Annotated in this window: 3 protein-coding genes; all 3 read left to right on the top strand. The window is 70.8% G+C overall.

Features of this window, described 5'->3' with window-relative positions; translation table 11 throughout:
- Positions 1 to 18: 18 nt before the first annotated feature.
- The 3 genes from AB0M30_RS27125 (at position 19) to AB0M30_RS27115 (ending at position 15,928) form a co-directional block, all read left to right on the top strand.
- On the top strand, positions 19 to 11,682 hold the full coding sequence (locus tag AB0M30_RS27125) for a DNRLRE domain-containing protein (protein WP_364588863.1): 11,664 nt from the start codon (positions 19 to 21) through the stop codon (positions 11,680 to 11,682).
- Positions 11,673 to 12,014 (top strand): hypothetical protein, encoded by a 342-nt coding sequence (locus tag AB0M30_RS27120; RefSeq protein WP_364588861.1) that lies wholly within the window; start codon positions 11,673 to 11,675, stop codon positions 12,012 to 12,014. Before AB0M30_RS27125 ends, AB0M30_RS27120 begins: the two co-directional genes overlap by 10 nt.
- A gap of 122 nt (positions 12,015 to 12,136) precedes the next feature.
- Entirely contained in the window at positions 12,137 to 15,928 is a 3,792-nt protein-coding gene (locus tag AB0M30_RS27115) for a S8 family serine peptidase (protein WP_364588859.1), read from the top strand.
- Positions 15,929 to 16,045 lie beyond the last annotated feature (117 nt).

The raw sequence follows: 16,045 nt of genomic DNA, 5'->3' as shown, positions 1-16,045 counted from the left end.
CAGCCCGCCGGGGCGCCGGTGCGCGTGCGTGAGCTGGCCGAGCGCCGCACCGCGGACATGCGGGTCTTCGAGCTGTCGAACGGCCAGCTCGAAGCGGAGCTTTCCGCCCGGCCGCAGTCTTTCCGCGACCGGCAAGGAACCTGGCAGCCGATCGACACGACGGTGCGCGAGCACGCGGGCGACGGCTACCGATTCGCCAATGACACCAACGGGTTCAGCACCTCCTTCGGGGACCGGACGGATCGGCTGGCCCGGTTCGCCATGGGCGGCACGCGGGTCGAGCTGGGGCTCGACGGCGCGGGCAAGCCGGTCGAACCCCATGTGGACAAGGACTCCGTCAGCTATCCGGGCGCGTTCGACGGCGCCGAGCTGAACTACCGGGTCACCCGCGATTCCCTCAAAGAGCGGATCGTCCTCGCCGCACCGCCCCGCGACGCCACGTACCGCTTCAGGTTGCACCTGTCCGGCGTCTCCGCCCAAGCGCGGCCGGACGGCTCGATCGCGTTCTTCGGCACCGGCACCGACGGGCCGCCGCGGTACGTGATGCCCAAGCCGTTCATGCTCGACGCGTCGGGTTCGCGCACGGATTCCTTCAGTGGCCAGGTTTCCCAGACGGTCGAGCAGCACGGGCCGGACATCACCGTGGTCGTGCGGGCGGACCACGACTGGCTGGCCGCCCCGCAGCGCAAGTACCCGGTCGTGATCGACCCGACGATCAAGGTCGAGCCGACGTCGAACTCCGGTCAGGACAGCCAGCTCTGGTCCGACACGCCGGATCGCAACGACGGCGCGAGCTACCAGCTCTCGGTGGGCACCGACGGCTCCGGTGTCGCGCGCAGCCTGGTCAAGTTCGACACGTCCGTGGTGCCCGCCGGCACCAGCCTGACGTCGGCGAAGCTGCGGATGTACTACGACAACGAGCTTTACACCAACGCCAACGACGTCACCATGGAGGCGCGCCGGGTCACCGCCGCGTGGGCCGAGAACACCGTCACCTGGAACACCTTCAACGGGGCCTTCGCCGAGGCGGGCCTGGCGACCGCGGTCAAGCGCGCCAACGTCACGCAGGCCTGGTCCGAATGGGACGTCCGCAACATCGCGCAGTCGTGGGTTTCCGGTTCCGCCGGCAACAACGGGCTCCTCGTCAAGGCGACCGACGAGACGCTCAAGCGAGGCGGCGCGATCCACCACGGCGCCGAGTTCGACTACAACGGCGACACGGCGACGTTCCCGAAGCTGCTGCTGACCTACGGCAAGCCGGGCGCCGTCCTGCAGCCGATCACCAAGGCCTACGCCACCGGCGCCGAGCTGGCCTGGACCCCCTACACGAACCCGGGTCCCGGCAACGGTCCCGACGACATCGTCGGGTACCAGGTGCACCGTTCGGTGTCGCAGGTGTACACCCCTTCGGCCGCGACGCTGGTCACTTCGCTGGGGCCGCAGGCGACCCGGTTCGTCGACACCACCGCCCCGGTCACCCCGGACAGCGCACCGGACCTGGGCTGGAACGCCTACTACTACATGATCGTCGTGCAGACCCGCGGCGGCGAGAGCATCCCGAGCGCCACCCAGCTGACCCGCACGCCGAAGGCGGGGCAGGTCCGGCAGATCTTCCCGGCCACGGCCGACACCACGGTGTCCGCCACCCAGCCGAACACCAACTTCAACGTGCTCACCGGACAGCCGTGGCTCCAGGTCGGCAACAACGGCGCCACCCTCGGGAAGAGCCGGGCGCTGGTGAAGTTCGGCGGTCTGAGCGCGATCCCGGCGGGGACCACGATCGTCGACGCCGACGTGTCGATGTGGGGGTTCTACTCCAACGGGTCCGGCGCGACCTTCGACGGGCACACGGTCGGCAGAGCCTTCGTGGAAGGCGAGGCGACCTGGAACCGCGCGTCCGCGGCCGCCGCGTGGACCGCGCCGGGCGGTGACATCGCGGCGAGCCGGTCGGACTTCGTTTCCGGCGTTCCCGACCGCCCGACCTGGCAGATCTGGGAAAACGCGAGCATGGCGCAGGGCTGGGTGAACAACCCGGCGTCCAACAACGGCTTCGAGATCAAGCTGCACGACGAAGCGGGTGCGGCCCAGCGGGTGCTGTTCCTGTCCAACGAGGCGCCGGAGCCCTCGCTGCGGCCCCACCTCGCGGTGTCCTACCTGGGCACCCCGCCGCCTCCGCCCGCCGCACCGGTCGTGTCCTCCGTGGACTACCCGCAGGACGGGCCGCACGGTGCGCCGGGGCAGACGGGCGCGTTCGTGTTCAAGCCGGGCAACACCGTGCCGATCGCCAAGTTCGTCTACCAGCAGGACTCCGATCCGCGCCCCACGGAGGTGCCCGCGACCGGCCAGGTCACGGTGAACCTGGCACCCGCCGCGCCGGGCCGGCGGACCCTGAGCGTGTGGGCGCTCGATGCCAACGGGGTGTCCTCGGGCGAGACGGCCTACACGTACTCCGTCGCGGAGCCACCGACCCACCGCAAGCGAAAGTCGGACTTCGACGGCGACGGCAAGGATGACGTCGTCACCTTCACCCGCGGCAGCGCTCCGGCGGTCTACGTCTCCCTGTCCGACGGCACGAAGTTCGTGCAGGACGGCTGGAAGTGGCACGACAGCTTCGCGGCGCAGAACGAGATCCCGCTGACCGGTGACTTCAACGGCGACGGGAAGGCCGACGCCGTCACGTTCACCCGTGGCACCGACGCGAGTGTCTACGTCGCGCTCTCCGACGGCACGAAGTTCGCGGCCACCCCGGCGAAGTGGCTGGGCGGCTTCGCCGCGGGCACCGACATCCCGGTCGTGGGCGACTTCAACGGCGACGGCCGGGACGACGTCGCCGGCTTCGCCCGCGGCACGGACGGCGGTGTGTTCGTGGCGCTGTCCGACGGCACCAAGTTCGGTACCCCGGTGAAGTGGCACAGCTCGTTCGCGCTGGGCACCGCCATGCCCGCGGCCGGCGACGTGAACGGCGACAACAAGGACGACATCGTCGGGTTCTCCGGCGGTGAAGCGGCGGACGTCTTCGTGGCGCTGTCCGACGGCACGAAGTTCGGCGCCTCGGCCAATTGGCAGGACAACTTCGCCCCGGACGCGAACCGGGCCGCCGTCGGCGACATCGACGGTGACGGCAAGGACGACGTCGTCTCGTTCTCGAACGGCCAGGTGAACGCCGCGATCTCGACCGGTTCGGCGTTCGGCGCCGCACGGCAGTGGAACGCGAGCTTCGCACCCGGCGACGAGCTTCCCGGCCTCGGCGACTTCACCGGGGACGGCAAGTTCGACATCGTCACCTTCACCCGCGGCAGCACCGGGAAGGCCTACGTCGGCGCTTCGGACGGCGCCCGCTTCGGCGCGGGCGTCCAGTGGCACAGCCACTTCGCGGTGGGCGCCGAAGTTCCGCGGCCCAGCGTGTTCGCCGCCGGTCCGGGCACCCCGGCGCCGGTGCCGCCCGCCACGCCGCTCGCGTCCTCGGTGGACTACCCGGCGGACGGTCAGCCGCACGGGCGGCCCGGCCGGCCCGGCACGTTCGTCCTCAAGCCGGGCGACGCCGTGCCGATCGCGAAGTTCGTCTACCAGCTCGACTCCGACTCGCAGCCGACGGAGGTGCCGGCCACCGGGCAGACCTCGGTGACCGTGACACCGCTCGCCGCGGGCAACCGGACCTTGACCGTCCGCGCGGTCACTGCCGGTGGCCTGGCTTCGCCGCCGGCTTCCTACGCTTTCGTCGTCGCGACGCCTCCGCAGGCGCCCGCCGCACCGCTGGTGTCCTCCGTGGACTACCCCGCGGACGGTCAGCCGCACGGCGTGCCCGGCCGGGAAGGCGTCTTCACGCTCAAGCCGGGCAGCACGGCCGCGGTCACCGGGTACCGGTGGCAGCTCGACGACGGCGGTCCCGCGGACGTGCCCGGCACCGGTGAGGTCCAGGTGCGCGCGACGCCGCCGACGCCGGGACAGCACACGTTGACCGTGCGTGCGCTCGGCGTCGAGAACCTGATCTCGCCGCCGGCCACGTACACCTTCGTCGTGGCCGACGCGCCGAACGGACCCGGTGCGCCGCAGGTGCTTTCGCTGGACTACCCGTCGGGCGGGGCACCGTACGGGGCGCCCGGCAAGGAAGGGACGTTCACCTTCCGGCCGACCGGGTCGACGGCGATCGCGGGCTACCGCTGGCAGCTCAACGGTGGCCCGGCCACCGACGTGGCCGGTGCGGGCAAGGTGGCGGTGAAGATCACGCCGGTCACCGCGGGTTCGCAGACGCTCACCGTGCGGACGTTCACCGCGGCGGGCGCGGTTTCGGCACCGGCGAACTACACGTTCGAGGTGGCACCGCTGCCGCCGCCGGACGCGCCGGGTGTGTTCTCCACGGACTACCCCGCGGACGGGCAACCGCACGGCAACGCCGGCCAGGAAGGCGGCTTCACCTTCCGCTCCACCGGGACCACGGCCGTCGCCGGCTTCCGCTGGAAGCTCGACGAAGGCACGACCACGGACGTGCCGGGCACCGGCGACGTCGCGGTGCGGATCACCCCGCCGACCGGCGGCACGCACACGCTGGTCGTGTGGGCGATCGGCAGCGCGGGCAGCGCTTCGGCGCCGGCCGCCTACACGTTCCTGGTCGCCGGGGCGGCACCGACCCCGGCCACGCCGCTCGTGTCCTCCACGGACTACCCCGCGGACGGGCAGCTGCACGGCAGCCTCGGCCAGGCGGGCACGTTCACCCTGCGCAGCCAGGGTGCCGTCGCCGCGGACGCCGTGCGGTACCAGCTGGACACCGACGCCGCACCCACCGAGGTGCCCGCCGGCACCGGCACCGCGACCGTCAGCCTCGCCCCGGTCCGCTCCGGCCAGCGCACGCTGACGGTCTGGGCGAAGGTCACGTCGACCGGGGTGCTTTCGGCACCGGCGAAGTACACGTTCGCCGTCGGTGCGCCGTCCGGCCCGCGCGACTACTTCTACGACGCCGCCGGACAGCTGGCGGGCGTCACGAACAACTCCGGTGAGGCGGCCGCCTACCGGTACGACGCCGCGGGCAACCTCGAGGCGACCGACCGCTACCGCACGGACACCGCGTCGATCTTCGCGCTGGTGCCCACCCGCGGTCCGACCGGCAGCACGGTGGAGATCAGCGGCACCGGATTCGCCACGCAGCCGGCCGGCAACCAGGTGAGCTTCGACGGGATCGCCGCGCAGGTCACCGCCGCGACGGCGACCCGGCTCACCGTGATCGTCCCCGCGGGCACCGGCGGTGGCGCGGTCAAGGTGACCGCGAACGGCAAGACCGCGGCCGCCCGCGCCCCGTTCGTGGTGACCAAGGGCGTGCCGGCTCCGGCGATCACCGGCGTGTCCGCCGACCGCGGCAACTCCGGGGACACGATCACCATCACCGGCACCGGGTTCGATCCCGATGCCACGCGTGATGTGGTGCTGTTCCACCAGACCGCCGCGCGGGTCAAGCAGGCCGGCCCGACCAGCCTGACCGTCGAGGTGCCCGCCGCGGTGGCGTCCGGCCGGATCAGCGTGCGCACGCCCGGCGGAACGGCGACCAGCGGTGCCGACTTCCTGGTGTCGCCGCGCGGGTTCAAGATCGACCAGCTGGTCTACGGCGGCCGGATCGAACTCGGCAAGCCGATGGAGCTCGACATCCCGGCCGGCAAGGAAGCGGTCGTCCTGATCGACGGCCAGGCCGGCGAGCGCGTGCACCTGGACCTGGAGAACAACACGGTCCCGGTCCGCTCGGCGATGTGGATGTTCTCCCCGCACGGCGGCGACTTCGCCCGCCGCACCATGGGCGACCCGCTCGACCTGTGGGCGGGCAGCACGCTGCGCCAGGACATCCCGGTGTTCGGCGCCACCGGCACCTACACGATCGCGGTCGCGCCGGACGACGACGCGGCCGGCAAGGTGCGGATCACCGCGTCGCACACCCTGACCGGGGACAAGCTGACCCGCGACGGCACCGGCGTGCCGTTCACCGTCAGCGTGGCGCAGCAGCGCGCCGAAATGACGTTCACCGCCACCGCGGGCGAATGGCTCAGCTTCGGCTTGACCGACCTGAGCATGCCGGCCAACACCTTCGACGTCCTGGTGACTCAGCCCGACGGCTACAAGAACACCTGGAAGGCCTCGCTCACCCTCTACACCCCGACGATGGTGTTCAAGGCCCGCCAGAGCGGCACGTTCACCGTCGGCGTCACCTTCGGCGCGAACGAGCTCGGGGCCGGCAAGGTCTGGTTGTCCGGGGTGCTCGAGGCGGGCCAGCTCGCGGTCGACGGGGCGGGCACGCAGTTCAAGATCAACCGGCCCGGCCAGTCCGTGCGGCTGCCGTTCACCGGTGTCGCGGGCAAGAACCTGCGGTTCGGCGTCACCGAGAACACGCTGCGCGAGAACGGCCGCCCCGGTTACCCGGGCGGAATCCTCGCCGAACCGGACGACAACCAGGTCGAGCTGCGCACCGGCACGCAGGAGATCCGCAACGTCCCGATCCGCAAGAGCGGCCAGCACAGCCTGTTCATGAGCGGCTGGGAAGCCGTCGGCAGCGCCCGGGGCTGGCTGACCTCCGCGACCGAAGCCGGCCAGCTGCCGATCAACGCGCAGACCAAGGTCACCATCGACCGGCCGGCCCGGGAGGTGTGGTTCGACTACAACGGTGTCCAGGGCCGGCCGCTGCACCTGCAGACCCGGAACAAGAGCCTGCCCGGCTACGTCACCATGCGGGTCTTCCAGCCGACCGGTGGCAAGCTGGTGACCAGCTCGATCGACGGCAAGCTGGACGTTCCCGCGCTGCCCGAGACCGGGAAGTACCGCATCCAGCTCGAACCGGCGTACGCCACCACGGGCGACGTCACGATCGCCGCGTCCGAGCCGCTGGACCTCGGCCAGCTCGCCATCGACGGGCCGCCGCCGACGGCTTCGGTCACCGTGCCGGGCCAGCGCGTCGTCGCGAAGTTCACCGGGCAGGCCGGGCAGCGCCTGAGCCTCGGCTTCACGTCGCCGAACATCCCGTTCCTCAAGCCGACGGTGTACAAGCCGGACGGCACCACGCTGGACTCGCCGTTCAACTTCGGCCTGCCGTGGGGCTTCGACCTGACCACCCTGCCGGTGGCGGGCGACTACCGGATCGTGCTCGAACCGCTCGAGGACGGGGCCGGGCCGGCGGCGGGTGACCTGACCGTCCTGCTTTCGTCCGAGGTAGACGGTGGCAAGGTCGCCGTCGGCGGCGCCGCCGGCACGGTCACCATCGGCCGGACCGCGCAGAACGGGAAGGTGACCTTCGACGGCACCGCGAACGACGTCCTGCAGGCGGACTTCACGTTCGGTTTCCCGAACAACGGCGGGTCCTACTACAGCCTGATCGCGCCGGACGGCACGATCTCGCCGAACCACTCCTGGATTTCGTTCAGCCGGTTCAAGCTGCCCGCGCTGAAGATGACGGGCACCTACACCATGGTGTTCGACCCCGGCGGCCAGGCCACCGGCTCGATGACCGTGGCGCTCAGCAAACCCGCCGCGGCCGCGATGGTGGCCCCGCAGCAGCGGATCGACCCGCCGAAGCCGGTCACGCCGAAGTGCGTCCCCGCCGAACCGGTGCCGGCTCCGGCCAAGTCCGGCAAGGCGCCCGAGGGCTCGGCGCAGCCCCCGGCCGCACCGGAACCCCAGCCTGCCCCGCCGTCCTCGTCGACCTGCGGGTCGCCCGGTGGCTGGCAGCCGGACACCGCCAACCTGAACGGCACCGACTGGAGCACCCGCTACGACCCGGCGCCGGTGCGGGACCGGCCGCTGCAGTTCGACGTCGGGTTCACCGGCCTGGTCGGCAAGGTCCAGTCCACGGCCGGCCGGCCCCTCGCCGGCGTCACGGTGAGCGCCGGCGGCAGCCGCGTCACCACCGACGACAAGGGCAAGTTCGTGCTGACCGGGCTGCCCGGCGGGCACGTCGTGGTGCGGGTGGACGGTCGTACCGGCACCTCCGGCCGCCCGTTCGGCTCGTTCGACATCGGCGTCGACCTCAAGGGCGGCCAGGTCCTCGTCCTGCCGTACACGGTGTTCCTGCCGGAGATCGACGCCGCCGCGACGGTGCACGTGCCCAGTCCGACGACGACCGAGACCGTCCTCACCACCAAGGCCATTCCCGGCCTGGAAGTCCGGCTGCCGGCGGGGACCGTCGTCCGCGACGCCGACGGGAACGTGGCGACCGAACTGAGCCTCACCCCGATCCCGATCGACCGGCCGCCGTTCCCGCTCCCGCCCACCAAGGTCCCGGTGTACTTCACGGTCCAGCCGGGCGGCAGCTACCTCTTCCCCGAGGGCGCCACGATCGTCTACCCGAACTACACGAAGGAGCGACCGGGGACCCGGACCCAGTTCTGGAACTACGATCCGGACGGCCCGGGCTGGCACATCTACGGCTACGGCACGGTTTCGCCGGACGGCAAGCAGATCGTGCCCGATCCGACGGTCAAGTTCTACCGGCTGACCGGCGCGATGACCGCCGTGCCGGGGATGAACCCGCCACCGATCGCGCCGAGGGCCGGCGTGCCCCGCGTCGGGGACCCGGTGGACCCGGCGACCGGGCTCCTGGTGGACGAGACGACCGACCTGGTCGTCGACGACATCGCGCCGATCGAGATCAAACGCAGCTACCAGCAGGGCGACACCGACATCCGCGCGTTCGGCGTCGGGACGAGCTTCAACTACGGCCTCTACCCGTGGTCTCCCGGCATCATCGGGCAGTTCACGTTCCAGGAGTTCGACCTGGTACAGCCGGACGGCAGCAAGATCCACTACCGCCGCACCTCGCCGGGGCAGGACTACGCGGGCGCGGTGTTCAAGGCCGACCCGACGCCGACGAAGTTCGACGGCTCGATCGTGAAGTGGATCGACAGCGGCTGGGACGTGACGCTTCGCGACGGCACCGTGATGGTGATCGGCGAAGAGGCGCCGTTGCAGGAGATCCGCGACAAGTTCGGCAACACCACCACCCTCACGCGGGCGACCGCGCCGCCGGGCACCGACGGCAAGGTCCGTGCCAACGGGCCGGTCACGCAGATCACCTCGCCCAACGGCCGGTGGGTGAAGTTCGCCTACGACGAGTCGAACCCGCCGCGCGTCAAGTCCGTCGAGGACAACCTGGGCCGGCACGTCGGCTACACCTACGACGCCACCGGGCACCTGGAGACGGTGACCGACGTCCGGGGCGGCCTCACCCGGTACACCTGGGACGAAAAGGGCCGGCTCAAGACCATCACCGACCCCAGGGGCATCCGGTACCTGCTCAACGAGTACGACGACAAGGGCCGGGTGAAGACCCAGACGGCCGCGGACAACGGGATCACCCGGTTCGAGTACGTCACGTCGGGCGAGGCGATCGTCGAGACCCGGATCACCGATCCGCGGGGACACGTCCGGCAGATGACCTTCAACGACAAGGGATCGGTGCTCACCGATACCAAGGCGTTCGGCACCGGCGTCGCCGAGACGACGACCAGCGAGTACGACACGGACGGCGTCCGGCTGAAGGCCGTCACGGACGCGTTGCAGCGCAAGACGGCCTACGTCTACGACGATTTGGGCCAGGTAAAGGAAAAGACGGTCCTGGCGGGCACGCCGGACGCGCGCACCGAGAAGTTCGAGCGCACCGGGCCGCATCACGAGCTGACCAAGTACACCGACAGCTACGGCAAGGACACGGTGTACGGGCTCGACCCGCGGGGCGCGGTGCAGTCGGTCACCGACCCGGCGCAGCGCGTCAAGACCTATGACACCAACGAAAAGGGCCTGGTCACCAAGGTCACCGATCCGGCGGGCAAGTTCGCCACCACCGAGTACGCGGGCACCGATCCGGTCAAGACCACCGACCAGCTCGGCCGGGTGAGCAAGGCGGGCTTCGACGCGCTCGGCCGGACGGTGCTGGCCACCGATCCACGGGGTGCGGTCACCGAAACCGCGTACACCGCGGCGAACGAGGTCGCCTCGGTGACCGATCCGCTCGGCCGGACCATGGCGTACGGGTACGACCCGAACGGCAACCGCCACCAGGTCACCGACGCCCGCGGCGGCGAAACGGTCTTCGACTACGACAACATGGACCACGTCGCGAAGGTCACCGACCCGCTCGGCCGGTTCGAGCAGGCGGAGTACGACCAGAACGGCAACCTGAAGAAGCACACCAGCCGCCGCGGCATCGTCACCGAAAACGACTACGACGACCTGGACCGCAAGTCCGAAAGCCGGTTCGGCGCCGAGAGCAGCACGAAGTTCGGCTACGACCTGGGCAACCGCCTGAAGCGGACCGAAGACTCGGTGGCCGGAGTGGCGACCACCGAGTACGACGGCCTGGACCGCGTCAAGGCCGAGACCACCACGCAGGGCAGCGTGTCGTACGACTACGACACCGCCGGGCGGGACCGGGTGCTGAACGTGCCCGGCCGGGCCCCGGTGCGGTACGTCTACGACGCGGCGGGCGCGTTGTCCGAGGTCCAGCAGGGTGGCACGGCGGTCACGACCGTCGGCCGTGACGCGGTGGGGCGCGTGCAGCGGATCGGCGCACCCGCTGGTGGCGTTTCCCAGACGTACGGCTACGACGACGCCGGCGAAGTCAAGACGATCACCTACCGCGCGGGCCAGACCGTGCTCGGCGATCTCGCCTACGACTACGACACGGCGGGGCAGCCGGTCCGGACCGGCGGCAGCTACTCCCGGGCCATGCTGCCGGAGCAGTTCGGCGTGGCCACCTACGACCAGGCGAACCGGATCCGCGGCATCGGCGCGACGCCGGTCAGCTACGACGCGGACGGCAACCTGATCTCCGACGGCGTGGCCGGCTACACCTGGAACGCCCGTGGCCAGCTGGCCACGGAGTCCGGGCCGGGGACGACGGCCGCCTTCAGCTACGAGGCGGACGGCCGCCGCCGGTCCAAGACGATCGACGGTGTCACCACCGGCTTCCTGTACGACGGATCGAACCCGGTGCAGGAGAAGGTGAACGGCGCTGTCACCGCGACGATCACTTCGTCCGGTGTGGACGGTTACCAGCTCCGCGACGCCGGCGGGGTGACCCGCCGGTACCTCACCGATGGCCTGGGCAGCACGCTCGGCCTGGTCGACAGCGCCGGTGCGGGTGCCACGTACACCTACGAGCCGTTCGGCCGGACCTACGTCGCCGGCAACGACGGCGGGAACGCCTACCGGTACGCGGGACGCGAGGACGACGGCACCGGGCTGTACTTCAACCGGGCCCGCTACTACAGCCCCGGCCTGCAGCGGTTCTTGAGCGAGGACCCGATCGGGTTCGACGGCGGGAACAACCTCTACGGCTACGTCGGCAACCAGCCGACGGCTCGGATCGACCCGAGCGGCGAGAAGCCGATGGGGGCCGGCGGCGAGTACGACGGCTACGTTCCCGGCCAGTACCTGATCGACAAAGCGTTCAAGGCGCCGAAACAGATCACTCCCGGCACACCCGTTCTGCGCGGTGAGTACATCAACGATCGCGGACCGGGCGGTGTCCGGGTCGAGCCCTGGGAGGCCTATTATGATCAGTATGGGCGCCTGATCGGCCGCACCGACTACAACGCCGGTCTCCCGGGCCGGAATATCCCGGACGTGCACCACCACGTCTACGAGTACGGCCCCGGACGGAATGGAGCGGAAATCGTGGCACATGCTCCAGGCGAGTACACGTCATGGCGGTGAACGCGGTGCTGGACGAGTACGACCGGCTGCTTCGGGAGGGGCCGTGGTCGATGAGCCGAGTCGTTCTCGAGACGGTCGACGGCGGGCCGTCCTTGAGGATCGAGCTCGAGCGGCGAGGGATGGCCACCGGACCCGCGGGTGTTCTGTTGTTCGAGGGAGTGACGGGACTGGAATTCAAGCAGAATGCCGATGGCCTTCCGCTTGGCTTGCAGATCATCGACATGACCGGTGACGGCTGGGAGGATCTTCGCTACAAGGTGACGGATCCGGAATACGGGATTGCTTCTTTCTGGTGTTCCGATCTTCGGATAGAACAGGGCGAGAAGACGTAGCCCGGTAGCTGTCGAGACGAAGTGCGTGCCGACCGGGCATCGGAGCATTGCCTGCGCGGTCGGCTTGGCTCGGAATCTGGTTTGCGCGGACCGGTGTCCGCCGTGGCTTGGGGGAGTTCAGGATGCGCGCGTCGTCAAGAAGAAGCCGGCTCGTCGCCGCGGGTGCCGCGGTGGCGGTGCTCGCGGGGCTTTCCGCGGGGGTCGCGGCACCCGCACAGGCGGCCGTGGGGCAGGTGGTGAAACCGGCCGGCGCCAAGGTGATCGACGGCAGCTACATCGTCCTCACCAAGCCGAGCCAGCTCGCGGTCCCGGCCGCGGCCGGCGTGCTCACGAGCCGCTACGGCGGCAAGGCCGGGCGCACCTACCAGGCGGCCCTGCACGGGTTCCTCTTCACCGGGACGGCGGAGCAGGCCGCGAAGCTGGCCGCCGATCCGCTGGTCGAACGGGTGGAGGCCGACGCGATCGTGTCGGGTCAGGCCACCCAGCCGCTGCCGCCGTGGAACCTGGACCGGGTCGATCAGCGGAGCACCGTGCTGGACGACGCGTTCACCTACCCGGATGGGGCGGGCGCGGGCGTGACCGCGTACATCATGGACACCGGCGTCCGGATCTCCCATTCGGAGTTCGAGGGGCGCGCCAGTGTCGGCTTCGACGCCATCAACGACGGCTGGAACGGCCAGGATTGCAGCACCTCGGGGCACGGCACGCACGTCGCCGCCACGGTCGGTGGCAAGACGTACGGGGTGGCGAAGAAGGCCAAGCTCGTCTCGGTCCGGGTGCTCAGCTGTGAGAACCTCGGCGCGACCAGCCAGATCATCGCGGGTGTCGACTGGGTGACCCAGCACGCGCAGCGTCCGGCGGTGGTCAACATGAGCCTGGGCGGTGGGCAGTCGGCCGCCGAAGACCTCGCGGTCAAGAACTCCATCGCGGCCGGCATCACCTACGTCGTGGCCGCCGGGAACGACGATCGGGACGCCTGCTTCGCCAGCCCGGCGGACGTGCCCACGGCGATCACCGTCGGCGCGAGCAACCCCGTCGACGAACGAGCCCGCGACTGGAAGGAGACGGGCGGCGTCACCGGCGGCTCGAACTACGGATCCTGCGTCGACTTGTTCGCGCCGGGGGAGTCGGTCAAGTCCGCGCACAACGCCACCGACACCGCGACGGTGACCCTCCGGGGTACGTCGATGGCGTCCCCGCACGTCGCCGGCGCGGTCGCGCTGCTGCTGTCACAGTCTCCCGGCCTGAGCCCGGCCGAAGTGACCAATGCCCTGCTCGGGCGGGCCACGGCCGGCGTCCTCAAGCAGGACACGCTGAAGACCGGTTCCCCGAACAAGCTGCTCTACACCGGCGTGCCGCCGCAGCAGGTCTGCACGGCCGCGAACGACACCCGGCAGCCGATCCCGGACCTGGGCAGCGTCACCAGCACGATCGAAATGACCGCCTGCGGGCGGAAGGTGGCCGCCACCGCCCGCGTGCGCGTGCGGGCCGAGCACCCGGCCCGCGGTGACCTCTCGATCCGCCTCGTCACGCCGGACGGCACCGAGCTGCCGCTGAAGAACGCCGACGGCACGGACGCCGCAGCCGACCTCGACCAGACCTACCCGCTGCCCGATCTGACCACGAAGGACGCCAACGGCGTCTGGAAGCTCGTCGTCCGCGACAACTTCGGCTTCGACGAGGGCGCGTTGGCCGGCTGGAACCTGGTGCTGGCCGAGCCCGCCGTGGCGCTGCCCGTCGTGTCGTCGGCGGCCTACCCCGCGGACAACCAGCCGCACGGCGGCGCCGGGGTCGCCGGCACCTTCACGTTCAAGCCCGGCAGCTCGGTCCCGGTCGCGAAGTACTCCTACCAGCTGGACACCGAGGCGCAGCCGAAGGAGGTGACCGCGGTCAACGGCGAGGCTTCGGTGACCGTCACGCCGGGCTCGGCCGGGCGCCGGACGCTGACCGTGCGCGCGTTCAACGCCGTCGGCGAGCCGTCCGCACCGGTCCCGTACGACTTCGTCGTCGCCGACGTAGCACCGCCGGCCACGCCGTCGGTGTCGTCCTTCGACTACCCCGCCGACGGACATCCCAGCGGTGGCACCGGTTTGACGGGGACGTTCACCTTCAAACCGGGTGGCGCCGAGCCGGTCGACAAATACGTCTACCAGCTCGACTCCGATTCGCAGCCGGTCGAGGTGACCGGCACGGGTGAGGTTTCCGTGGGCGTCACCCCGAATTCGTCCGGAGTGCGAACGCTGACCGTCCGGGCCGCCAAGGGTGGCAGCCAATCCGCGCCGGCCACGTACACGTTCACGGTCGCGAGCGCGGCGGATGTCGTCGACGGTGGCACGATCGTGGCGGACGGCGCGGCGGCCGGCCCGGCGATTCCCGCGGACAAGGTGCTGCGGCTGAAGTTCGACGCGACGGCGGGGGACAAGGTCGGCATCGGCGTTCCGTCGAATTCGCTCACCACTTCGGCACGGCTCTGGCTGGTCGATCCGGGTGGCCGGTCGTTCACCGTCGAGACGAACAACGGACCTACGTATCTCGCCGCCGGCCTCGGGCGTGACGTGACGCTTCCCGCGCTGCGCGCCACGGGGACGTACCAGGTGTTCGTCGATCCGGACGGCGCCGGGACCGGTGCGGTGACCGTGCAGTTGTCGAAGAGCATCGTCGGGACCACCGACACCGCTTCGGCGGGATTCGCCTACAGCCGGATCCGCCCCGGCCAATTCGTGGATCTCGGCTTCGACGGCGCGCAGGACACTTGGTACGACATCGGCGTCACGGATCAGCCCGGCTTCACCTACCTCATGGTGTACGTGTTCGACCCGAGCGGCTCCCGGGTGGGGAATCCGCTGGTGATCACCACCGGTTCGGCGGATCGGCTCCGAATTCCGGTGGCCGGCAGGTATCGGCTGGTCGTCGGCCAGTACTTCGGCGAAAGCACCGGCAGCGGAAAGCTGTGGTTTTCCGCGGAGGTGGCCGCGGGGGACATCAGCGCGACCGGCGCGGGCAAAGCGCTGACCCTGAGCAGGCCCGGACAGCAGGCGCGGCTCAGGTTCGACGGAACTCAAGGGCAGCGGCTCGGGGTGGGGTTCGCCGGCGCGGCGTTGCCCAACGGCTCGCCGAAGGCGGTTCTCGTCGGCCCGGGCGGCGCACTGCTGAACGCGGAAAATTACGGAAACGGGGCGATCTTCCCCGCACTGGGCCAAACCGGCAGCTACGACCTGGTCGTCAACGGCGGCTCCGGAACCGGGACGGTGACCACCTGGCTGTCCGAAGAGATCGCGGCGGGCACGCTCGCCGTCGGCGGCGCCGCGAAGCCGATCAGCGTCGGCCGGGTCGGGCAGCACACCCGGCTGAAGTTCGACGGCACGGCGGGGCAACGCCTCAGCCTCGGCGTGACCGGCGCGACGGCGGGCTTCGACCAGCAGTTCTTCCGGGTGTACAAACCGGACGGCACGGCGCTGAACTACGGGGACAACACCACGGGCGCGGACAGTGCCGCGTTCGGCGCGATGCCGGTGACGGGCACCTACGAGCTCGTGGCGGCGCCCACCAACAGCGCCACCGGCACGGTCACCCTGACCTTGTCCGGTCTCGCCGACGCGGGGACGATCACGATCGGCGGCGCCGCGGCGACGGTTTCGGTCACGCGCGCCGGCCAGGACGGCCAGGTCGCGTTCACCGGCGCCACGGGCGACAAGCTCCGGCTGACCTTCAGCGGCAGCACGTTCGCCGGCAAGACGTTCGTGCTCACGGTGCTCAAGCCGGACGGGACGACCCTGGTGGACCGGGCGTACAAACCCGACCAGAACCCGTACGACCTGCCGGCGCTGCCCACGGCGGGCAGCTACCGGGTGCTGCTCGATCCGTCGTCCGCGGAGACCGGCTCGATCGCGGTCGGCCTGGTCAGGACGCCATGACACCCCACCGCCTCGGCCGGCGGTCGTTCCTGGCCGCAGTGGGGGCGGCGGGCCTCGCCGGCTGCGCGGGCCAGGAGCCGCCGCCTCCGCCACGGCCACCCCGGCCAGTGCCGGGCC

Source organism: Amycolatopsis sp. NPDC051716 (assembly GCF_040681595.1).
In the GTDB taxonomy this organism is placed as follows: Bacteria; Actinomycetota; Actinomycetes; order Mycobacteriales; family Pseudonocardiaceae; genus Amycolatopsis.
The sequence above is the reverse complement of the archived record's forward strand: the minus strand, read 5'-3'. Positions and strand labels throughout refer to the sequence as shown.

Coding starts and splice junctions, on each gene's coding strand:
- AB0M30_RS27120 (WP_364588861.1), top strand. CDS start 11,673: ATGGCGGTGAACGCGGTGCTGGACGAGTACGACCGGCTGCTTCGGGAG.
- AB0M30_RS27115 (WP_364588859.1), top strand. CDS start 12,137: ATGCGCGCGTCGTCAAGAAGAAGCCGGCTCGTCGCCGCGGGTGCCGCG.